The 22,676-nt window shown below is 38.0% G+C and carries 21 protein-coding genes, 1 tRNA gene and 1 rRNA gene; 20 read left to right on the plus strand and 3 right to left on the minus strand.

Translation table 11 applies throughout. The features are described 5' to 3' along the window. From rrf to tsaD, 7 genes are all read left to right on the plus strand, one after another. Positions 1-92, plus strand: a 5S ribosomal RNA gene (gene rrf, locus ACIPKN_RS23590); the annotation flags it as partial. A 229-nt stretch (positions 93-321) separates the two neighbouring features. Beyond that, a tRNA-Asp gene (locus tag ACIPKN_RS23595) sits at positions 322-397 on the plus strand. Positions 398-731: 334 nt separating this feature from the next. Continuing rightward, positions 732-1,067: a hypothetical protein gene (locus ACIPKN_RS23600; protein WP_400940857.1), complete on the plus strand. Its 336-nt coding sequence runs from the start codon at positions 732-734 to the stop codon at positions 1,065-1,067. A gap of 321 nt (positions 1,068-1,388) precedes the next feature. Then, the gene (tsaE, locus tag ACIPKN_RS23605; protein WP_400940971.1) at positions 1,389-1,838 is read left to right on the plus strand and encodes a tRNA (adenosine(37)-N6)-threonylcarbamoyltransferase complex ATPase subunit type 1 TsaE; all 450 of its coding nucleotides are present in this window, start codon (positions 1,389-1,391) and stop codon (positions 1,836-1,838) included. Then, positions 1,835-2,542 (plus strand): tRNA (adenosine(37)-N6)-threonylcarbamoyltransferase complex dimerization subunit type 1 TsaB, encoded by a 708-nt coding sequence (gene tsaB / locus ACIPKN_RS23610; RefSeq protein WP_142510295.1) that lies wholly within the window; start codon positions 1,835-1,837, stop codon positions 2,540-2,542. Before tsaE ends, tsaB begins: the two co-directional genes overlap by 4 nt. After that, positions 2,535-2,987, plus strand: a complete 453-nt coding sequence (gene rimI, locus ACIPKN_RS23615; RefSeq protein WP_400940859.1) for a ribosomal protein S18-alanine N-acetyltransferase — start codon at positions 2,535-2,537, stop codon at positions 2,985-2,987. The genes tsaB and rimI overlap by 8 nt, the downstream gene beginning before the upstream one ends. Further along, positions 2,987-4,003, plus strand: coding sequence for a tRNA (adenosine(37)-N6)-threonylcarbamoyltransferase complex transferase subunit TsaD (tsaD, locus tag ACIPKN_RS23620; RefSeq protein ID WP_400940974.1), 1,017 nt, complete (start codon positions 2,987-2,989; stop codon positions 4,001-4,003). Before rimI ends, tsaD begins: the two co-directional genes overlap by 1 nt. Positions 4,004-4,681: 678 nt before the next feature. On the opposite strand, the gene ACIPKN_RS23625 is transcribed toward tsaD, so the two are convergent. After that, positions 4,682-6,625 (minus strand): ABC transporter ATP-binding protein, encoded by a 1,944-nt coding sequence (locus ACIPKN_RS23625; protein ID WP_400940861.1) that lies wholly within the window; start codon positions 6,623-6,625, stop codon positions 4,682-4,684. A 539-nt stretch (positions 6,626-7,164) separates the two neighbouring features. Between ACIPKN_RS23625 and ACIPKN_RS23630 the strand changes: the two genes are divergently transcribed. The 3 genes from ACIPKN_RS23630 to tatC all read left to right on the plus strand — a co-directional run bounded on the left by ACIPKN_RS23630 (position 7,165) and on the right by tatC (position 8,978). After that, positions 7,165-7,800, plus strand: a complete 636-nt coding sequence (locus ACIPKN_RS23630) for a redox-sensing transcriptional repressor Rex (RefSeq protein WP_132364235.1) — start codon at positions 7,165-7,167, stop codon at positions 7,798-7,800. Between the two features lie 152 nt (positions 7,801-7,952). Beyond that, positions 7,953-8,138: a twin-arginine translocase TatA/TatE family subunit gene (locus tag ACIPKN_RS23635; RefSeq protein ID WP_132364233.1), complete on the plus strand. Its 186-nt coding sequence runs from the start codon at positions 7,953-7,955 to the stop codon at positions 8,136-8,138. Between the two features lie 18 nt (positions 8,139-8,156). Continuing rightward, positions 8,157-8,978: a twin-arginine translocase subunit TatC gene (gene tatC / locus ACIPKN_RS23640; protein ID WP_400940865.1), complete on the plus strand. Its 822-nt coding sequence runs from the start codon at positions 8,157-8,159 to the stop codon at positions 8,976-8,978. A gap of 101 nt (positions 8,979-9,079) precedes the next feature. On the opposite strand, the gene ACIPKN_RS23645 is transcribed toward tatC, so the two are convergent. Next, positions 9,080-9,844, minus strand: a complete 765-nt coding sequence (locus tag ACIPKN_RS23645; RefSeq protein ID WP_400940868.1) for a CPBP family intramembrane glutamic endopeptidase — start codon at positions 9,842-9,844, stop codon at positions 9,080-9,082. 174 nt (positions 9,845-10,018) lie between these two features. Between ACIPKN_RS23645 and groES the strand changes: the two genes are divergently transcribed. Next, positions 10,019-10,303 (plus strand): co-chaperone GroES, encoded by a 285-nt coding sequence (groES, locus tag ACIPKN_RS23650; RefSeq protein ID WP_049667833.1) that lies wholly within the window; start codon positions 10,019-10,021, stop codon positions 10,301-10,303. Between the two features lie 271 nt (positions 10,304-10,574). Next, positions 10,575-12,206, plus strand: coding sequence for a chaperonin GroEL (gene groL, locus ACIPKN_RS23655; RefSeq protein WP_142510301.1), 1,632 nt, complete (start codon positions 10,575-10,577; stop codon positions 12,204-12,206). Positions 12,207-12,702: 496 nt separating this feature from the next. Here groL and ACIPKN_RS23660 read toward each other — a convergent pair whose 3' ends face one another. Beyond that, a complete protein-coding gene (locus ACIPKN_RS23660; protein ID WP_400940871.1) occupies positions 12,703-13,419 on the minus strand; it encodes a hypothetical protein in 717 nt (238 codons plus the stop codon). A 198-nt stretch (positions 13,420-13,617) separates the two neighbouring features. Between ACIPKN_RS23660 and ACIPKN_RS23665 the strand changes: the two genes are divergently transcribed. The 8 genes from ACIPKN_RS23665 (at position 13,618) to ACIPKN_RS23700 (ending at position 22,666) form a co-directional block, all read left to right on the plus strand. Next, on the plus strand, positions 13,618-14,022 hold the full coding sequence (locus tag ACIPKN_RS23665; RefSeq protein ID WP_400940874.1) for a hypothetical protein: 405 nt from the start codon (positions 13,618-13,620) through the stop codon (positions 14,020-14,022). A 229-nt stretch (positions 14,023-14,251) separates the two neighbouring features. After that, entirely contained in the window at positions 14,252-15,589 is a 1,338-nt protein-coding gene (locus tag ACIPKN_RS23670; protein WP_400940876.1) for an AAA family ATPase, read from the plus strand. Further along, a complete protein-coding gene (locus tag ACIPKN_RS23675; RefSeq protein WP_400940878.1) occupies positions 15,582-16,313 on the plus strand; it encodes a hypothetical protein in 732 nt (243 codons plus the stop codon). The genes ACIPKN_RS23670 and ACIPKN_RS23675 overlap by 8 nt, the downstream gene beginning before the upstream one ends. 337 nt (positions 16,314-16,650) lie before the next feature. Beyond that, a complete protein-coding gene (locus tag ACIPKN_RS23680; protein ID WP_427495712.1) occupies positions 16,651-17,823 on the plus strand; it encodes a glycosyl hydrolase family 18 protein in 1,173 nt (390 codons plus the stop codon). A 280-nt stretch (positions 17,824-18,103) separates the two neighbouring features. Beyond that, positions 18,104-20,335: an S-layer homology domain-containing protein gene (locus ACIPKN_RS23685; RefSeq protein ID WP_400940881.1), complete on the plus strand. Its 2,232-nt coding sequence runs from the start codon at positions 18,104-18,106 to the stop codon at positions 20,333-20,335. Between the two features lie 156 nt (positions 20,336-20,491). Next, positions 20,492-20,926 (plus strand): MarR family winged helix-turn-helix transcriptional regulator, encoded by a 435-nt coding sequence (locus tag ACIPKN_RS23690; RefSeq protein WP_400940883.1) that lies wholly within the window; start codon positions 20,492-20,494, stop codon positions 20,924-20,926. A 48-nt stretch (positions 20,927-20,974) separates the two neighbouring features. Further along, positions 20,975-21,958, plus strand: a complete 984-nt coding sequence (locus ACIPKN_RS23695; RefSeq protein ID WP_400940885.1) for a ring-cleaving dioxygenase — start codon at positions 20,975-20,977, stop codon at positions 21,956-21,958. A gap of 90 nt (positions 21,959-22,048) precedes the next feature. Then, entirely contained in the window at positions 22,049-22,666 is a 618-nt protein-coding gene (locus tag ACIPKN_RS23700; RefSeq protein WP_400940888.1) for a nitroreductase family protein, read from the plus strand. Positions 22,667-22,676 lie beyond the last annotated feature (10 nt).

A 22,676-nucleotide genomic window follows, 5' to 3' on the forward strand; every position in this document is an offset into this window, starting at 1 on the left:
ACACCCGTTCCCATACCGAACACGGAAGTTAAGCTCTTTAGCGCCGATGGTAGTTGGGGGCTTCCCCCTGTGAGAGTAGGACGTCGCTAGGCAATGAAGACAGTCAGCTGAGTGCTGGCTGTTTTTTATTAAAGAAATTATTATTGAAATGAAGCTAAAGCTGATGACAGCAACTACAAAATACAAATATTTGCTTTTAATCTTTGCCACTTCTTACGGATTGAAGCATTAGCAAAGACTATTAGAATATAAAAATAAAAAAAATATAAAAAGTATTGCATATGTTATTTTTCTATGATATATTAATAAATGTCTTAAAGAGGTCCCGTGGTGTAGCGGTTAACATGCCTGCCTGTCACGCAGGAGATCGCCGGTTCGATCCCGGTCGGGACCGCCATTATAAACGATAATATAGTTCTTATGATGCTTTTAAATCATAAGAACTTTTTTTATTGTTAATATAAGGGAATTAGTGGATATCGATAAAATTGGTTCAATAATATTTGTTGGGGTATCCATAGATTTTTAGAATAATTATGCCTCGGCATAATTGCGTTTAGAAATGGCTTTGTGCTTGCACAAAGAACCCCTTTCCGATTCCGTGAAGCCCCAACACTCATATCGAAAAACTCGTTAGCAAAGGTCGTTGTATGTGTCAACAAACTGAACGCTATTATAGGGTGACTATTTTTTATCGATTCCTCTCGTGATGGAATTTGGAGGTGTTTAGCATGCGAAATTATTTTTACATAAAACGTTTGAATATAAGCTTACTCATAGGTGCTATTGTAATACTAGCAGGCTGTGGAGATCCTATTTTAGACATAGAGGAGTCCAATGCGTACCACTGGCAGAAAAATATGAATGAAGCCGAATTTGAAAAATTAAAAGAAGGCATGTCATATATGGAAGTAGTAAAAATTGCAGGGGGAGCAGGGGACATGATAAAAAATGATCAATACCGCTGGAATGATGAAATACTTATGACAAAAACCTATATAGTACGATTTAAAGATGATAAATTGGTTGATAAAAAGGTTAGTGAGGTAAAGGAGCATAAAAAATAAGCACGTTTTTTATAAGCGTGTTTTATTTTTATTTAGCACATAAATTAGTATCGTCAGCGATAATTAAGCCTAGGCATAATTGTTTCAGGCTAATGACGAAGGCTAATTTGCATAAGTTTTAGGACTCACCTCATGATGAGCATCAGCTTGGAGTGAAAATCTCCTTTGTTTATTTGATACAAAATTTATAATTTTTTGTCGACAAGCTGCAACAATTACGCCAAGGTGTAATTGTTTTTTTGAAATCCATTGGATGTTTTGAACATTTACGCTTGTTTCGGTAAACTAGAAGTAATGGAGCTAGGAGAGGAAAAAGAGATGATGTATGAAAAAATAATGAATTCACTTGGTGATACTGAGAATTTTGCGTTGAAACTAGCAAGCTTACTAGAAGCCCAAGATACAATTACATTAGAGGGTGATTTGGGCGCTGGTAAGACGACATTTACGAAAGCATTAGCGAAGGGACTTGGTGTGATGAGAACGGTCAATAGCCCGACATTTACGATTGTTAAGCAATATGAGGGGCGTTTACCATTTAATCATTTAGATGTTTATCGTTTAGCAGAAAGCGATGAGGATCTTGGATGGGACGAACTATTTTATGGTGATGCGGTGTCAGTTATCGAGTGGGCTCATTTGATTGCACAGGATTTACCACAGGAGCGTCTTGGAATAGAAATTTACCGGATCGGAGAAAATCAACGACGATTTGTATTAACACCACTTGGAAAGCGATATGAGGCATTATGTGAGGAGCTAATGAAATGATTTGGTTAGGGATTGAAACAGCGAATGCACCACTTTCTATTGCTGTAATAAAAGATGGGAAAGTGATCGCGGAGATTGTACAAAATATTAAATTAACGCATTCAGCAGGTGCTATGCCAGCTATTGAAGAAGTGCTAGCAAAGGCTGGCATAAAGCCAAGCGAGTTGGATGCGATTGCTGTATCAGAAGGACCTGGTTCTTATACCGGTGTACGAATAGGTGTGACGCTTGCTAAAACATTAGCATGGACATTGAAAAAGCCTTTAGTTGGAATATCTAGCTTAAAGTCATTGGCCGCAAATGCAGCACTATATGATGGGTTTATTTGTCCTATTTTTGATGCGCGAAGAGGCAATGTCTATACGGCCGTTTATAAAGGTTGTGGGCTTGAAACAATTATAGAAGATTATCACGATCATATAGATGGCTTGTTAGAGCGTTTACAGGCTTTAGAGGCGCCGGTTTTATTTGTTGGAGCCGATGTAGATGTTTTTTGGCATAAAATCGTAGAGGTAATGGGTGAGCGAGCTCAGCGTACGCAATTTAGCAATGATTTACCACGAGCAAGTGAAACGATTAGACTAGCTACTAAAATGGAGCTACCAAGTGTGGATGCAGTTCATCATTTTATTCCGCAATATAAACGCATTGCAGAGGCGGAGGCAAACTGGCTAAAGGAACAAAAGGAGAAGGCTCATGAGTAGTGATGTAACGTATCGTAAAATGGGATCTGATGATGTACCAGCAGTATATGAAATTGAGCTTGCTACATTTCCTACACCATGGACGTTAGATTCCTTTTACTATGAAGTGCACGAAAACCAGTATGCATATTACTTGCTAGCTGTGGATGAAGATGATCGTATTATCGGTTTTTGCGGAATGTGGATGGTTATAGACGCAGCGCAAATTACAAACGTTGCCGTTATAGAGGCTGCTCGAGGTCGCGGCATTGGTGAAGGATTAATGCGAGAGGCTATGCGTATTGCTAGAGAGCATACTATGGAAGTCATGAGTTTAGAGGTACGAGTAACAAATACAGTTGCTCAAAATCTTTATCGAAAGCTTGATTTCCAAGATGGCGGTATACGTAAAGGCTATTATACAGATAACGGGGAGGATGCCCTTGTCATGTGGGTGAATTTATGATGGAAGATCGAATGATATTAGCAATAGAATCGAGCTGTGATGAAACAGCAGCGGCGATTATTCGAAATGGTTCTGAAATTGTTTCAAATGTAGTTGCATCTCAAATAGAAAGTCATAAACGATTTGGTGGGGTTGTGCCTGAAATTGCATCTCGTCATCATGTTGAGCAAATTACAGTAGTTATAGAAGAAGCATTAGCACAGGCAAATATGAAGCCAGCTGATTTAGATGCTGTGGCAGTTACAGAGGGCCCTGGTCTTGTAGGTGCACTGTTAATTGGGATTAATGCCGCGAAGGCCTTTGCGTTTGCTAATAATTTACCGATTGTAGGTGTGCATCATATAGCTGGACATATATATGCTAATGCACTCGTGCAACCAATGGATTTCCCATTGTTAGCACTTGTTGTATCAGGTGGCCATACAGAGCTAGTTTATATGAAAGAACATGGCTCTTTTGAAGTCATCGGTGAGACGAGAGATGATGCAGCTGGTGAAGCTTATGATAAGGTTGCGCGTGTTTTAGACTTACCATATCCAGGTGGTCCGCGAATTGATAAATTAGCACATGAGGGAGATGAGGCTGTATCCTTCCCAAGAGTGTGGTTAGAGGAAGATTCTTATGATTTTAGTTTTAGTGGCTTGAAATCAGCGGTTATTAATTATAAGCATAATATGGACCAACGCGGTGAAGAAATTTGTCCGACTGCCGTTGCCAAAGGGTTTCAGGATAGCGTAGTTGAAGTATTAACGGCGAAAACATTACGGGCAGCTCGCGAATATAACGTGAAGCAGGTTATTGCAGCGGGTGGTGTAGCGGCAAATAAGGGTTTGCGTACATCACTTGAGATGGTATTTGCTGAAGAAAACATACCATTTTTCGTGCCACCATTAAAGCTGTGTACAGATAATGCCGCTATGATAGGGGCTGCAGCAACACCTATGTTTGAAGCCGGTATTCGAGGCAATTTATTAATGAACGGTCGCCCTGGAATGGAGTTAAAATCCTGGGTATAACTTTTTCTGGGTGTCATGAAATCGGAAAGGAGTTAATAAAGGATATTAGCCTAAATTCATCGCATCCTTGCGTAACGCTAACTGACCTGTATTATGTCGCTGACGCTGCGCTTTCGCGCAAAAAACATCTGCTGCTGCCGCTGCGTTAGCACTACGCTTTCGCGCAAAAAAATATCTGCAGGCCAAAGCACAAAGCCGATTTCGGACTGAGGCATAATTGATTATAGAAAAAGAGGCGTTTTAGATTTGATTCTAAAATACCTCTTTTTGCTTTTGTGAAAAAATTGTTGAGAAAATAGTATCTATAAGAAAATTTGAATCCGATCAGTTGACAAATTTTTCAGAAAATTATCCACAGGTAAGGTAGAAATAAAACAGCGAACATCCGTACTTATGCACAAAACGTTGATAACTTGTGCATAACTTGTGATTATTCAATATATAGTAGCCTATTTTGCACAAAATAATGTGAATAAAATATTTTTGAGTTGTGGACAATGTGGAAAAGTCTGTTGATATGTTGGTATTACTAGATTTATAGTGTGTATAAAGTTGTGGGCATTTTTTGTCGAAAAATAGCACTTGACCAATATATATGAAAAATCAACGCGAGTAAAGTAAAAAGCCATGTGACTAGGCACATGGCTTTATAAGTTTTATCCCACCTCAAGAGAGATGTTATAAAATAATATTTTCAAGTTCTTCACTTAGCTCGAGCCATTCCATTTCGAATAACTCATACTGTTCCTTAGCAGTTGATAATTCCTCTTGAAGTTGTGTAATTTTTTCGTGGTCTGTGAATATCTCAGGATCGCAAAGAGCTTCTTCTAAGCGAGCTATTTCAAGATTTACTTGCTGCATTTTCCCCTCTAGTTCCTCAAGCGTGCGTCTAATTTGGCGCTCCCGTTTTTTAGCCTCTTTATCAATTTTAGAGGTAGAGATCTTCTCAGATACAACAGCTTGTACTTGCGGTTGAGCGGCAGCCTTCATTTGTGCAATTTCCAATAGTTCTTGTTTCTTTTCAAGATAATAATCATAGTCACCTAAGTACTCAAAGGAACCATCGCCGGATAGTTCGATTACTTTAGTAGTGATTCGATTGATGAAATATCGGTCATGCGATACAAATAAGAGCGTTCCAGGATAATCGATCAGTGCGTTTTCCAGTATCTCTTTACTATCTAAGTCTAAGTGATTGGTAGGCTCATCGAGAATTAAGAAATTTGCCTTTTGCATCATCAACTTAGCTAGTGCAAGTCTAGCCTTTTCTCCACCAGATAAAGATGACACGATTTTATCTACATCATCGCCACTGAATAAGAAACGGCCTAGCACCGTGCGAATATCTTTTTCATTCATTAAAGGCCATTCATCCCATAGCTCTTTTAGCACACTTTTATTGCTCGATAGCTTGGCCTGCTCTTGATCGTAATAACCAATTTGAACATTTGTACCATAGCGAATCTCTCCAGAGAGTGGTAGTAAATCTTTGACGATGGTTTTTAATAAAGTTGATTTACCAACACCATTGGGTCCAACAAGTGCAATACGGTCTTCTCGGAAAGTGCGCAATGTGATGCCGCTTGATATTTTCTTATCACGATAACCTATAGCTAAGTCATCAATAGATAATACATCGTTTCCACTTTGGCGCTCAATTGTAAAGCCGAAGCTTGCTGATTTTTCATCACCATTAGGGGATTCCATCCATTCTGTTCGTTCAAGCATTTTACGACGACTTTGTGCCATTTTAGTAGTAGAAGCACGAGCAATGTTTTTTTGAATAAATTCCTCAAGCTTGGCCTTTTCATCTTGCTGACGTTCATAAAGCTTCAAATCACGCTCATAATTTTCCGCTTTTTCATCTAAATAGGCACTATAATTGCCTGTATATTTTGTGACGCGATGACGAGAGACTTCGTAGACAATGGAAACAACCTGGTCTAAGAAGTAGCGGTCATGGGAAACAATTAGAATAGCCCCTTCATAGCCTTTTAAATATGATTCCAACCAAGAGAGGGTATCAATATCTAAATGGTTAGTAGGTTCATCGAGTATTAATAGATCAGGTTTACTTAACAGAAGCTTAGCAAGCGCTAACCGAGTCCGTTGTCCCCCTGAGAGTGAGCTAATTGGCTTTTCGTAATCATTAGGATAGAACTGCATGCCATGAAGCACAGAACGTGTATCAGATTCATATTGATAGCCACCTGCATCTTTAAAATTATGCTGCAAATGATCGTATTCAGACATTATTTTTGCATATAAAGTAGGGTTTTCATAAACAGCAGGGTCGGCCATTTGTTGCTCTAATGATCGGATTGCCTGTTCTTGGGTAATAAGCGGCTCAAAAATTGTCATCATTTCATCCCAAATCGACAATGTTGAGTTTAATCCAGCATGCTGCTCTAAATACCCAATTTGTATACCTTTAGGGATAATAATATCGCCAGAGTCATATGACATTTGACCAGCAATTATTTTAAGTAAAGTGGACTTACCAGCACCGTTACGACCTACTAATGCAACGCGGTCACGATGTTGAACCTCTAATTTTACGCCACTTAAAATTTCATCTGCAATAAAGGATTTATATAGTTGATTGACCTGTAAAACAATCATTCTTGACACCTCAATTCTACCTTAGTGTAATGGATGTGCGATTGCCTTGCAATGTCGATGCTTTACTTATTCCAAGCTGTCATGTAAGATTGAAACGATTTCTCTTTAGTTAGTGGCGTAAAAGCGCCATTAACTAAAGGGAAATCCTCCAGTGAATATAATAAACTTAGAAATATTAAGCATGTATCATAAATGGTTCATCACCAAAAGTTGTGGATGACGTTTGTTAAAATGTCTACTATGTAAATAGTTGATTGGAGTGGAGACTGGGCGACTCCTCGGGGATCAGCGTCACAGATGAGACCCCTGCAACGCAGTGAAGCGGCTCATCGGACGCCCCTAGGAAGCTTTGCTCTGTAGCGAAAGCGAAGTGTCAGCTACAAATGTTTTCTGTGCGAAAGCGAAGCGTCAGCTACAAATGTTTTCTGTGCGAAAGCGAAGCGTCAGCTACAAAGCGCCCAGTCGGAACGGAAATCAACCACACGTTTTGGTGATGATCCTTATAAATAGAATTTGATACATTATAAGGAGGAAAAAGTTTGAAACAAGAATTAAAAATTCCACAAGCCACTACGAAAAGACTTCCTCTTTACTATCGATTTATCCAAAACTTTGCACAAGAAGGCATGGAACGTATTTCGTCGAAGGAACTGAGTGAAGCAATGAAAATTGATTCTGCAACTATTCGCCGTGATTTTTCTTATTTTGGTGCTCTTGGGAAAAAGGGATATGGCTATGATGTGCAGCATCTCTTGAAATTCTTTAGTCAAACGCTCGATCAACATGAAGCCACAAAAGTAGCGTTAATTGGTGTAGGGAACTTAGGTAGTGCTTTATTAAAATACAATTTCCAAAAAAATCATAATACCCATATCGTTGTGGCATTTGACTCAAAGGCCCCGAAGGAAGGGAAGATGATTAGCAATATTCCTGTTTTTCATCCTGATTTATTGGAAGAAAAGTATGCAGAATATGGAGCGGAGCTTGCAATTTTAACAGTTTCACCACGCTCTGCACAGAAAATGGCTGATAGATTAGCGGTGATGAACGCAAAAGGAATTTTAAACTTTACGCCAGAGCGTATTACTGTACCAGATAAAATGCAACTTTTAACAATCGATTTGTCGGTAGAATTGCAGGCACTCATTTATTTAATTCGTAATCAGGAAGAGTGATAATTGTACATAATTTAACTTCTTTCAGTGAATGTTTTTTGTACCGAATATGAGATAAAATGAGAGAATGACGAAAAACTTTCACATATTATTAGTTAGCAAAATGGCGAAATATGCGTTAAAATGATGGATATAAAGAGGAGGTGGCTGTAATGGGTCCAATAGGTCCAATGAGCCTCATTATTATCGGAATTGTCGCATTACTAATTTTTGGTCCTAAGAAGTTACCAGAGCTAGGTAAAGCATTTGGTTCAACATTACGTGAATTTAAAAATGCTACAAAAGGATTAGCCGACGAAGATGATGATGACAAGAAGAAGAAAGAACTAGATAAGTAAAGTTAGGATGTTTGAGGAATGAATCCAAAAGATCTAACTGTCATTGAACATATAGAAGAATTAAGAAAACGGCTTTTCATTGTTGCCGTTTTCTTTGTTCTCGCTATGATTGCTGGCTTTTTTGTTGCGAAGCCGCTTGTTAAATATCTTCAAATTACTGGAGAGTCTTACAATATAGAACTTCATGCGTTTGATGTAGTAACACCACTGGCAATTTATATCCAAGTTATTTTTTTAGTATCATTTATCCTATCTTCGCCGGTATTGATGTACCAATTATGGGCTTTTATTAGCCCGGGACTTAGGGACGTAGAACGAAAAGCAACCTTAAGCTATATACCGTATTCATTTTTATTATTTTTAGCAGGGTTATCCTTTTCATATTTTTTACTATTCCCTTATGTCATAAAGTTTATGATGAATTTATCAAACGAATTGGAGATTCAACAAACGATTGGCATACATGAATATTTTTCGTTTTTATTTAAGCTTACAATACCCTTTGGTTTCCTTTTCCAATTGCCGATAGTAGTCTTGTTCTTTTCACGCATTGGGATTCTATCTCCTGAGTTACTAATTCGTATTCGTAAGTATTCATACTTTGGTTTATTTGTATGTGCTGCTCTAATCGCACCACCTGAATTAGCTTCACACTTAATGGTTTCAGTACCGTTATTTATTCTTTATGAAATTAGTATTATGATTTCTCGTGTTGGCTATAAGAAATACTTAAAATCAGAAGAAATGCGATTGAAGGAAGAGCAAGAAGCTGAGCAAAAACGCCAGGTCGAAGAGGCACTTGAACAGCAACGACGTCAAATCGAAGAATTAAATCAATAATAATAGAAGCTCGATGCCTATTAATAGCATCGAGCTTTTTCGTCGTTATAAATAGCTAGGTTCAACTAGAAATCGGCGGTATGCAAAAATTTCACTGATTTTTATTGCATTTTTTCTAGTTGTTCAAGAAACTTTTGCAGTGGTTCGGCATACAATTGTACAAGCGTCACAAAACCATTCAGCATGACGTGGGCGATAATAGACGTCCAAATGCGTTTTGTTTTGTGATATAAGAAGGCAAAAATCAATCCGCAAATTGTATAAAGCAAGATATGTCTGAAGTCGAAATGAATAAGTGCAAAGAAAATGGCACTTACTATACCGGCTATCCAGAAATTGGTCGTTTGGACAAGCGATCCGAAAATAACACGGCGGAAGACGAATTCTTCTAGTATTGGCCCAAACACGACAATCGCTAATATCGCAATAGGAGCGCCTTTTGCAATAGCTACAATATCAGCTGTGTTTTGCGATCCACCTTGGATACCGAATACAGCCATTTCGATAGCTGCGCCAATCATTTGGCCGATGAAAACTAAGAAGAAACCGATAATTCCCCACATAATTGACAGTGGTATAGTTTCTTTCTTTCCTTTATAAATATCCCAAAACGCTTTATCGCGGGATGTTAGGAGTAAGCTTAAAATTAACGCAATGGCAAAGCTAAGTGCGATATACCAGCCTTGAGTAAGCGGAGCAGCTTGCCCACTAGGTAAACCAGTTGTACTCATAACAAGCTTATGAAACGGTTTTGCCAGTAATATCCCCGATATTTGCATGAGGATATAAATCAGTAAAACATAAAGGGCTGTTTTTTTATGTTTATTTATTTTTTGAGAATTGTTCACAGTCAAAATCCTTTCCATTCATTATGCTACCTTTCTATTGTAGAGGAATATGGAAAGAAAACAAAATTTTTCGAAGTTCTGACTTGCAAAAAAAAGTGTGATTGATTATCATAATAATTGTATTAGCACTCGACTAGATAGAGTGCTAATAAACTTTCAAGTATATATTTAATTAATAGGAGGTTGTTTCACTTGTTAAGACCACTAGGAGATCGTATTGTAATCGAACTAATCGAGGTAGAAGAAAAATCTGCATTCGGTATTGTACTGCCAGACTCTGCAAAAGAAAAACCGCAAGAAGGTAAAGTTGTAGCAGTTGGGACGGGTCGCATTTTAGAGAACGGGCAACGTGTAGAGCTTGACGTAAAAGTTGACGACCGCATTATTTTCTCTAAATACTCTGGTACAGAAGTTAAATATGAAGGTAATGAATACCTAATTTTACGCGAAAGTGATATTCTTGCAATTATTGAATAAATTAATACTTTTAAAGATTCATTACCAAAAGTTGTGGATGGCATTTTTAAAAACGTCTACTATGTAAATAAGTTGATTGGAGTGAAGGCTGGGCGACTCCTTAAAGCGCCCAGTAGGAACGGAAATCAACCACGCACATTTTGGTGATAATTCCTTTTAAAGTAAATGCCTAGTAATTGTCACAAATAGATGGCAATGACTGTATGGCGAAATTTCTATAAATATATTGATGAAGCTTAACGAATATTCCATTTCAGGAGGGTAAATTCAAATGGCAAAAGATATTAAATTCTCAGAAGACGCTCGTTCATTAATGCTACAAGGTGTAGATAAATTAGCAAACGCAGTAAAAATTACATTAGGGCCTAAAGGTCGTAACGTAGTTTTAGAAAAAAAATTCGGTTCACCACTTATTACAAATGATGGTGTAACAATTGCAAAAGAAATCGAGCTAGAAAACCCATTCGAAAACATGGGGGCAAAATTAGTAGCAGAAGTTGCTTCTAAAACAAACGAAATCGCTGGTGACGGTACAACAACTGCAACAGTATTAGCACAAGCAATTATTCGTGAAGGTTTGAAAAACGTTACAGCTGGTGCAAACCCTGTAGGCATTCGTAAAGGGATCGATAAAGCAGTTGCAGCAGCCCTTACAGAATTACACGCTATTTCTCGTCCAGTTAGCAACAAAGACGAAATCGCACAAGTTGCGGCTATCTCTGCTGCTGATGATGAAGTAGGGCAATTAATCGCAGAAGCAATGGAACGTGTGGGTAACGATGGTGTTATCACAATTGAAGAATCTAAAGGCTTCACAACTGAGCTTGATGTAGTTGAAGGTATGCAATTCGACCGTGGTTATGCATCACACTACATGGTAACAGATACAGATAAAATGGAAGCGGTATTAGATAACCCATACATTTTAATTACTGATAAAAAAATTACAAACATTCAAGAAGTATTACCATTATTAGAACAAGTGGTACAACAAGGTCGTCCACTATTAATCATCGCTGAAGATGTTGAAGGTGAAGCTCTTGCAACACTTGTAGTGAACAAACTTCGTGGTACATTCAATGCTGTAGCGGTTAAAGCGCCAGGGTTTGGTGACCGTCGTAAAGCAATGCTTGAAGATATCGCAATTTTAACAGGTGGTCAAGTAATTACAGAAGAATTAGGCTTAGACCTTAAATCAGCTGATATTACATCACTTGGTCGCGCTGCGAAAGTTGTTGTTACAAAAGACAATACAACAATTGTAGAAGGTGTTGGCGGTGCAGATGCAATCGAAGGCCGTATTGGTCAAATCCGTGCTCAGCTTGCTGAAACAACTTCAGAATTCGATAAAGAAAAATTACAAGAACGCCTTGCAAAATTAGCAGGTGGTGTAGCAGTAATCAAAGTTGGTGCTGCAACAGAAACAGAACTAAAAGAACGCAAACTACGCATTGAAGATGCTCTGAACTCAACTCGCGCAGCAGTTGAAGAAGGTATCGTTTCAGGTGGTGGTACGGCACTTCTTAACGTATATGCAGCAGTTGAAAAAGTTGCAGATGCAGAAGAAGGCGACGTAGCAACTGGTGTGAAAATTGTTCTACGTGCTTTAGAAGAGCCAGTCCGTCAAATCGCAAACAACGCTGGTCTTGAAGGCTCAATTATCGTGGATCGCCTAAAACGCGAAGAAATCGGTGTAGGCTTCAACGCTGCAACAGGCGAATGGGTAAACATGATTGAAGCGGGCGTAGTAGACCCAGCGAAAGTAACTCGCTCCGCTCTACAAAACGCAGCATCTGTAGCAGCTCTATTCTTAACAACAGAAGCAGTTGTAGCAGACATCCCAGAAGCAGCTCCAGCAATGCCAGATATGTCTGGTATGGGCGGCATGCCAGGAATGATGTAATCTACGGCTCCAGCCAAATAAAAATCACTTCTCCATTTGAGAAGTGATTTTTTATGTTTAGCGAATATTTATTAGTGAATCGCTGATAGAATATGGATAATCGCTGATAAACCACCGACAATCGCTGATAAAAGCAGTAAAATCGCTGATAAAAACAGCAAAATCGCTGATAAACTCCCAACAATCGCTGATAAACCACCGACAATTGCTGATAATAAGCTTGTTAGCAGCGAAACTTTATGGTTTAGCGGCGTTCTTTGCGTGGTTGGCGGCGAAACTCAAAGTTTTAGCGGCGAATTCCAACATAAGCCGTAAAATTTAGGAAAACTAAAATCAGGGTTGAAAAACTTTGTATAGAATTTTACACAATATTAAGGGCTTGACTATAAAAACAGCACAATCGCTGATAAACTTCCGACAATCGCTGATAAACCCCAAACAATCGCTGATAAAGATACAAACCTGCTAATAAAAAACTCCGAAAAGTAGCTTAGAGTTATTCTTTTTGCTTCAACCTAAAATCAGGGGAAATATAAGAGATTAGAGTATAATCCATTTCTTCTCCTGCTTGAGTTGATAATTGCACAAGTAAAGATTCTTCAGTGTTTGAGGGATGTATAGCGCTTGTTTTTATAGTAACCACTTGAACACCGGTTCTTCTTGGGTTTCCAACAACGACCACCTGATTCCCCAATGTATAAACTGCTGTAATATCAGTTTGGAACGCGACAATATATAAATCTAAATCCGTTATATTGTGAAACATTGGAATCGTGAATCCCATATTTTGTTCAAAGTCGTACCATTCAGAAAGAGCAACATCGTAATTCGTAAATAGTCGATGCAGTGCATAATGAATTCTAGTTGGAACATAGCTCCACCGACCGATTGAGCTATGCCAATATTCTTCATAAGCGGGTCTCATGTAGCCAGGATTATTGACGATCACTTCATAAGGAATGGTATTGCCATTCTCTATTACCTGTGAAAGTGTAACAAATTTTGATGGGGGAGATAATTCTGGAAAAGGAGGATCAGCAATTGTTTGGGGTTTTATCGGCTCAAGGCTTTTTAAACGATTTTCTAGACCTTTTATTTGTGCTTTAAGTCCATTTAATCTACTCAATTCTTTTGCATCAAAAGAAGATACAATGCTCAAATTAATTAATATTAAGCTAATCATACATAAAGTTATTTTTTTTACGTTACACATAGATGCACCTCTCCTATACTGTGCTCATTAAATGAGCGAATATGTAGAATGGCTAAAAAACTTTCTAGACATGTTTTCACTTCCTGTCCTACTAAACAATAAAAAGGCAATCCATTAGTTCGTATTTGAACTTCTGGATAGCCTTTTTTGCTATAGTCATTTTTCTTGGACTTCCAATATGTTAGGTGACCAATCTACATGCCTGGTAGGTTAAAGCCTGGTAAACCTGGTAAGCCAGGATATTGTCCGCCTGGGAATGGCATCGGACGTGGTGGATATGGTTGTGGCGGATATGGCTGCGGAGGCCGTGGTGGATATGGTTGTGGCGGATATGGCTGCGGAGGCCGTGGTGGATATGGTTGTGGCGGATATGGCTGCGGAGGACGTGGTGGATATGGTTGTGGCGGATATGGTTGCGGAGGCCGTGGTGGATATGGTTGTGGCGGATATGGTTGCGGAGGCCGTGGTGGATATGGTTGTGGCGGATATGGTTGCGGAGGACGTGGTGGATATGGTTGTGGCGGACGTGGTTGCGGAGGTCGTGTCGGATACGGTGATGGGTTTAAAGATGGATATGGGCTACCAGAAGGCATAGTAGGGTGAAACGGAATGTTAACATCAAGATCTTCGGGATTAAATCCAGGATTGACCAATGAAACACACCTTTCTTCGTTTTTTCTTTTCTAACATATGCCTACTATTAGGATTGTCATAGGCATTAAACTAGAAGAATGATCGATAAGCGTATATTTAATTAAAGTAAAAAATGTTATAAAATATATCAAATTTAATTATAATAGAAGAAAATATCATTAAAGGATGATTTAAATAAATGACTATTATAAAAATCAAGAAAATAAAAGTTCAAAATTTACGAAATGTACGTCATGGTGAAATTGTGTTAGCGGTAAATTTCGAGACATTCCTTAAGCCAAATGTTGTAGGTTTATACGGACAGAACGGTTCTGGAAAAACAACTATTGTTGATGCATTCGGCTTGTTAAAGGCACTTATCTCCGGTTGGATAGCTGAAATTAAATTACCATCTGAGGAAAAGAAATTAATTATGGCAGGGGAGGATACGGCAAGTATTGAGTTCGAGTTTCTAGTAGAAAATCAATTTGGCACATTTTTTCTCAATTATTATGTAGAGTTACAAGAAGATGATAACAGACTGTACACAACGGTTGAACGTGTAGCTTACAGAGAAAACGAGAAAGGGAAGCGTTCAAAGATTTTAATTAATGTTACAGAGGAAGACATACAACTACGTAAAGCAAATCTTTCTGATATGAATGAAAAAATGCGTATCCAATTACTAGTCATTCACCAATTGTCTAAAAAACAATATATGTCCTTTGTCTTTCACAAAGATTTAAAGCCGTTATTACAGGATAGGTTGTCAGAGTTAGAAATGCAATTGCTTCATAATTTAGCAATAGATTTTAATCGTGATTTACATGTTGTTAACAATCAAAATATCGCACCATTATTTGAAGAGCGCAGTATGCCTTTTAGCATCCATCTCGAAAAAACTCGTGGTTCTATCCCTTACAATTTGAAGGGGCCAGCATTATTGCCAGAGGACGCATTTTACGTGTTATGTGAAGTAATAGAGCAAAGTAATCAAGTATTATCAGCGATTATTCCAGGTCTCTCTATAAAGATTAATGTACTTACAAAACAAACTATGGATAATGGAGAAAAAGGAATTCGTTTTGAATTTTTATCGCAACGAGGGGAGCGCGAATTACCGTTAAGGACAGAGTCAGAAGGGATTTTGAAAATTATATCTGTACTCAGTGTGCTCATTGCGGTTTATAATAACCCAAATGCTTGTGTAGTAATAGATGAATTAGATTCTGGTGTTTTTGAATATTTGTTAGGCGAGTTGTTAACAGTGATTGATGAGGGCGGAAAAGGTCAACTTATTTTTACGTCTCATAATTTACGTGTGTTAGAGGTGCTAGCTATTAAAAACTTATGGTTTACGACAACGAATGAGGATCGTCGTTATATACAGCTAAAGGGTATTAAAGAGGTAAATAATGCTCGAGATGTTTATTTACGTGCAATTCAGTTGGGCGGACAGGATGAAGATGTTTATAAAGAAACGAAGACATTTAAAATTAAGCGTGCCTTTAGAAAAGCGGGTGTCCAGCGTGACTAAAAAAGTTCTTTTAATTATTGTAGAAGGGCATACGGAGCAAATTGTTTTAGAGGATTTTCTAGATGAACATTTTGCAAATTCAACGATTCGCTTCGATGTACAACGGGAAGATATTTTAACGAAATGGGATGCTAATAAACGGATACCTAATATTAAAAATAGTGTTACACGAGTGATTCAGAACTATTTGGAGAAGTATAAGTTTTTAGCGAAGGATTTAACCGCTGTCGTTCATATTACTGATGCAGACGGTTGTTTCATAGCCCCTGAATTTGTCAAGGTGAAGGGAGATATTGAGCAAAATTTATTCTATACAGAAGATGCAATATTAGTGAAATCAGAGAAGCGTAAGGAACAAATCGAACAACGAAATGACATGAAGGCGAATAATGCTAAAATCCTTATGGCAAATGATCATTTTAGCATTCATCGATTAAGAATACCGTATCAGCTATTCTATTTTTCTACAAACTTAGAGCATGTACTATGGAATGAGCGTAATGAAGTAGCGACGGAAAAGGTGCAAAAGGCTGATGAATTTATGGAAAGTTTATCGAGCTCCATAGAAGAATTTTTAAAAGAATATCTCCCAGTTAACCCAGAGCTTCCGTATAAAGAAAAAATGAAAATGAGTTGGTCATTTTTAATGGAGGGCTGTAATTCGTTACAACGCGGAACAAATGTACCGTTATTATTTGAAATGATTAAATCGGATATACAATAAAGTGAGAGTTAATCAGTAGTGAAAAATGAAGCGTCAGCAACGACAAATATAGAGGAAGCGGTTAGACGCTTGCTCACTAAAAAAGGTCCTTTCGTTAGAATAAGCGATGGCTCTTTTTTCGTTTTAGGGAAGCTATTCTTACTTAGTAATGACATCTTTTCATTTCCTAATTCATAAGCTTTACAGGTGTGATTTTATCAAGCAAGAAGGAGGCATTGACATTCAAATACATGTTGTACGGGCAGGGGAGTCCTTATGGGGTATTGCGAAGGCATATGGGACAACAGTTCAAAATATTGTAGATGCCAATCAAGTTCCTGAACCAAATCGATTAGTTATAGGGCAAGCTCTTGTGGTACCGATTGTCGGAAATTTCTATTATGTGCAGGCAGGAGACAGTCTATATTCAATCGGCCAACGCTTTGGCATTAATTATTTAACACTTGCTCAGGTGAACAATATTAGTCCGAGTCAACCGTTATCGATTGGTATGCGACTTTATATTCCACCTCAACCAAAAACAAGAGCTGAAACATTGGCATATTTAGAGCCGAGAGGGACATTCGTTAGTGAGGCATTACTAAGTCAAGCAAGAGAAGCGGGTCCATTTTTAACTTATCTAGCTTTATTTAGCTATGAGGCAAGAAGAGATGGAACGCTTAAGGTGCCACCGAGTCAAGGTGTGGCGCAAATTGCAAATGATACAGGTGCTTCTCTAGCAATGGTTGTCTCGAATTTGGAGAATTTTAGTTTTAGCGGTGACTTAGCGAGAGATATTTTTCAAAGTACAGCCGTACAGGATTTGCTCTTTAATAATATTCTTGAAGAGGCAAAGCGTTTAGGAACCGTTAAAGATATTCATTTTGATTTTGAGAATTTGCCGGGCGATCAACGACAGGCGTATAACAATTTTTTAAGGAGAGCGGTGAGTCGATTCCATCCTCAGGGATATACCGTATCGACAGCGCTAGCTCCGAAAACAAGTGCTAGTGAGCGGGGTCCGTGGACGGAGGGGCATGATTATAAAGCACATGGAGAAATAGTGGATTTTGTTATGTTAATGACCTATGAATGGGGCTATTCTGCAGGGCCCCCTATGGCAGTATCGCCACTTCCAGAGGTAGAAGCGGTTGTTAAATATGCAGTAAGTGAGATACCTCGGAACAAAATTATACTTGGACAGAATTTATATGGGTATAACTGGACATTGCCTTTTGTGCAGGGGGGGCCTAATGCAGAAGCAGTTAGCCCACAAAGAGCAATCGAGATTGCTAAGAAATATAATGCTGCTATTCAGTTTGATTTGAGATCTCAAGCACCGTTCTTTGAATACTACGATGAGCAAGGTAAAGCACATGTGGTATGGTTCGAAGATGCCAGATCCATTCAAGCGAAGTTCGATTTAATCAAACGGTACAGACTCCGAGGAGTAGGCTATTGGAAGTTGGGTCTACCATTCCCTCAAAATTGGTTATTAATTGGGTCCAATTTTGATGTAGTAAAGAAATGAGAATTTTTAGGGAGCAACCAAGCAATTTCGCCTTGGCTTAATTGTAGCTGTCGCTTTGCGCTTTCGCTACAGAAAACATTTGCGGCTGACGCATCGCTTTCGCGCAGACAAACATTGCGGCTGGCGCTGCGCTTTCGTACAGAAAAGATATGCTGAATGAAGATAAAATAGCTCTATGTCTATTCTATTTTCCGATAAAAATGAATAATCTGAAAATGTTATATCTATTTATGGTAATCTATACTATAATTATGGTAAATGATAATCCAGGAGGGATATTTTGGGTAAATTTAAAAAGTTAGGTATTATACTAACGTCTACTGCATTTTCTGTTAGTGTACTTTCGCCAATGGCACAAGCTTCGGCAAATGTAAAAGAACCACAAGAGAGAGTTGCAATTCAAGTTTCTTCAACAGAAACAAAAGTAACAAAAAGTATGCTTATTAAGCAATTGAATACAATATTCCCAGACAAATTCAATTTTGTAACAGAGAAAGATTTCTCAATGGGGGAAGCGCATTACTTTAATGATGACAAAACGATACGCTATGAATTGAACTTTAATAAAACAATCAATGGCAAAGACGTTTATGGTGATTTTACTTTTAAAGGCGAAGATTTGGAATTGGAAAATTTCTCCTATCAGCCTGTCGATATAGCGGAAGCATTGTACCCGGTGAAATATTCAGAGGGTGAAGCAAAGAAAGTTGCTCAAGACTTCCTAAAGAAATTGCCGAGCACTGCGAATTACAAGCTTCGTGAGGACAATAGATTTGGTGACTTTGGTTTTAGTTTTAGTAGACCTTTATCCGAACCAACTTCGTATTCATTCATGTACTCGCCTACACACAATGGTGTGTCACTTAGTAATGATTTTATCCATATTACAGTTCTAGCAAATGGTGAAGTTACAAGTATGTATCGTAATACTGAGCCAACTAGCAAGGCAACATTTGATAACTTAGATCAGAAAAAGAATGAGTCAGACATCCTAGCACAGGTTCGTGAAAAACTGTCAGTTGACTTACGTTATATAGTTGACTATAACTACCAAACAGGCGAAGCGATTGCTAAGCTTGTGTATATGCCACCAACTAGCTTTAATGGTGTACATGCAATAAATGGGCAATGGCAAACAATAAATGGTTTCACTTCTCAAGTACCGAAGACAAAAGGTGTAGAAAAACTTGCAGCGCAACCACTTGCACCTAAGAAAAATGGTATTACATTAGCAGAAGTTGAAGAGTTAGCTAAGTCTATCTTAAAAGTTGATACAGACAAAGCCAAGCTACAAATTCATTCGGTTAATGAAAGAGAAAATGAAAATGGCGAAACAATTTATGATGTGAATTATATGTATGATCTCGGTAATTACGGCACAGGTAGTTCACTTGAAGTCAACAAAGCAACAGGTGAAATTACAAACTACTGGAATACAAGTAGAGAATTCATGCAGACAGATGTTAAAGTAGAACCAATTTCAAAAGATGCTGCGTTAGCAAAAGCGATAGACTACTTAAAAGAGTGGTCTCCGTCATATATTCATAATTATTCAAAACCACTAGAAGATGCAATATATGATAAAGACAACAAACAGTATTACTTCTCTTTCCCACGTATTGTCAATGGCATTGCCGTAGCAGGGGATGAAATTTCCGTAGGTATCAGTGCTGATGGGAAATTAAGTTCTTTAAATGTTAATTATCGCAAGATTGATAATTGGCCGTCTGTAAACAAAGCTATTCCTGCTGATAAAGCAAAAGCAACATTCAATGAGGGGCTGAAATTGGAGCTACAGTATGCAAAACAGGATGGCGAGGATAATCACCACTATGATTTAGTATACACGCCGGTTTATAATGGAATTTTGTTCAATAGTATTGATGCAACAACGGGTGAATGGCTTCAAAAAGTTGGTGATACGAAAGAAAAACCTGCCATTTCGCATCCAACAGCTGGAGGAGAATTAACTTATTTATTACACCAAAATGTGTTAGAGGTTAAAGACCCAGCAAACTTTAATGCTGATACAGCCGTAACAAGAGGAGAAGCTTTGAAAATTTTAGTTAAATCATTATCATACGGATATGATTTCAATCCGTATGGAGGAGACAACGTTAAGCAATCCTTCAAAAATATTGACAAAAAGCATCCATTATACGGAATCGTTGAACAAGCTGTAAGAATGGGCATTTTACAACCGGCGGATCAATTTGCAGTAGATACAGCATTGACTCGTCAAGAGCTTGCCGAATGGTTAGTTCGTGTACTAAATTTAGAGAGTGCTGCTAAGCATAGTGACATTTACAAATTAAACTTTACTGATGCAAGCTCAATTGATCCAGCGTACGCAGGTTATGTTGCTTTAGCGAGTGCAATGGGACTAATTGATGGACAGCAAAATAAATTCAATGCTACTGAGAAAGTGACGTATGCAGATTTGGCTGTATCTACAGTTCGTCTAGCAAAGGCTGCCTTTGAACAGAACGGCAACGGTCGTCATTACTATTAATAGTCGATAATTTATACATGAAAGGGCATCCCCTGATTTTTGGGGATGCCTTTTTTGTGATTACAGTAAAAAGGATTGCTGATCAGCAGCATATATGTTATTATTACCTCGAATTAAAGATAATTGAATTCGAAGTAAATGGAAAGAGGGAGTCGTATGAAGGAAGACAATCGTAATTTAAAAGCTTTTACGGTCTTGTTCCGAGCATATCAAACGATTCAAGATGCAACAAAGAGAGATTTACTTCAATACGATTTAAATCAAACTGAATTTTCGGTACTTGAGTTTTTATATCATCATGGTGAGCAACCAATCCAAGTAATTGGAAAGAAAATTTTAATCGCAAGTAGTAGTATTACGTATGTTATTGATAAGCTCGAACAAAAAGGTTTTGTGTATCGACGTGCTTGTCCGAGGGATCGTCGTGTCACATATGTTTTATTAACATGCGAGGGTCAAGCGTTGATGGAAGAAATATTTCCGAAGCATGAACAAAAAATTAACGAGATTTTTGAAGTATTAGATCAACAGGAGATGGACACAATGACCCTGTCTTTGAAAAAGGTTGGTTTGAACGCAGTTAATAAATAAATACTTTACTTAATATCTCGAAATCGAGATAAATAGGAGGGGCATAAAATGAATCATTTAAAAGGAATTCACCACGTTACCGCTATTACAAGTAGTGCGGAAGAGAATTATAAATTTTTTACTTATGTATTAGGGATGCGATTAGTGAAAAAAACGGTTAATCAGGATGATATCCAAACATATCATTTATTTTTTGCAGATGATAAAGGTAGCGCTGGCACTGATATGACATTTTTTGATTTTCCAAACATTCCAAAAGGTGTGCATGGAACAGATGAAATTTCTAAAACTTCATTCCGCGTGCCAACAGATGCGGCATTGGACTATTGGGTAAAACGTTTCGATCGATTAAATGTTAAACATTCAGGTATTAAAGAGCAATTTGGCAAGAAAACTTTATCATTCGTCGATTTTGACGATCAGCAATATCAACTTATTTCTGATGAAAACAATACAGGTGTTTCATCAGGCACTCCATGGCAAGATGGACCGATTCCTCTTGAATATGCAATTACAGGCTTAGGTCCGGTTTTTGTGAGAGTTGCTAATTTTAAATATTTCAAAGAGATGCTAGAAAAAGTGATGCTCTTTACAGAAATCGGTGAAGAAGGGGATTTCCATCTGTTTGAGGTTGGTGAAGGTGGAAACGGTGCACAACTTGTTGTAGAACTTAACACAGTTCTACCAGTAGCTCGTCAAGGCTTTGGTACAGTACATCATGCTGCATTCCGCGTAGAGGATCGAACTGTACTAAATGAATGGACTGAACGATTTGAAAGCTTTGGCTTCCATACTTCAGGTTACGTAAATCGTCATTTCTTTGAATCACTTTATGCACGGGTAGCACCTCAAATTTTATTTGAGCTAGCTACTGATGGCCCAGGATTTATGAGTGATGAGCCTTATGAAACTTTAGGTGAAAAATTGTCGTTGCCACCATTTTTAGAGCCAAAGCGTGCACAAATAGAAGAACTTGTCCGTCCAATTGACACTGTAAGAAGTACGATTACGTTCGATAAAGAATATGAGTAAAACTTTTTATCCCATTCAGCAGAGAGACTCAAGCCTCTGCTGAATGAAAATTACATACTCTAAAAAGAAAAATGATTGGAGGTCAGTTAGATGGAATTTTCAAAGCTAATAGATAAGCGTCGCTCTGCGAATAATTTTATAGAGGACATCAAGATGAGCGAAGAAGATATACGTCCCATTTTGGAGGATGTTAAGCTTGCTCCTTCCGCCTTTAATTTACAACATGCTGATTATATCGTTGTATTAGATGAAGAAAAAAAAGAAAAAGTACGAGAAGCTGCATACGGGCAATATAAAGTACATTCAGCCTCAGCGGTTATACTTGTATTAGGAGATAAAGAAGCCTATAAAAATACTGCTAACCTTAATCAAGGGATGGTAGACTTAGGCATTATTAATGCTTGTGAATTAGAAAATATCGTCAATGAAAACGCTAAATTTTATGAAGAACGTGGCAAGGAATTTATGAAGGAGGAAGCAATTCGTAACGCTTCACTTTCAGCTATGTTATTTATGCTGGCAGCCAAAAATCGTGGATGGGACACATGTCCAATGATCGGCTTTGATCAGCAACAAATGAGAGCTCTTTTTAATATTCCAGAAACACATGAGATTGCACTAATGATTACTATAGGTAAAGAAAAAGAAAGTAGTCGCCGCTTGCGTGGTTACCGTAAACCAGTTGAGGAATTTGCAACCTATTATTAGGACAGTATAA

Source organism: Lysinibacillus sp. NPDC086135 (assembly GCF_044746345.1).
GTDB lineage: Bacteria > Bacillota > Bacilli > Bacillales_A > Planococcaceae > Lysinibacillus.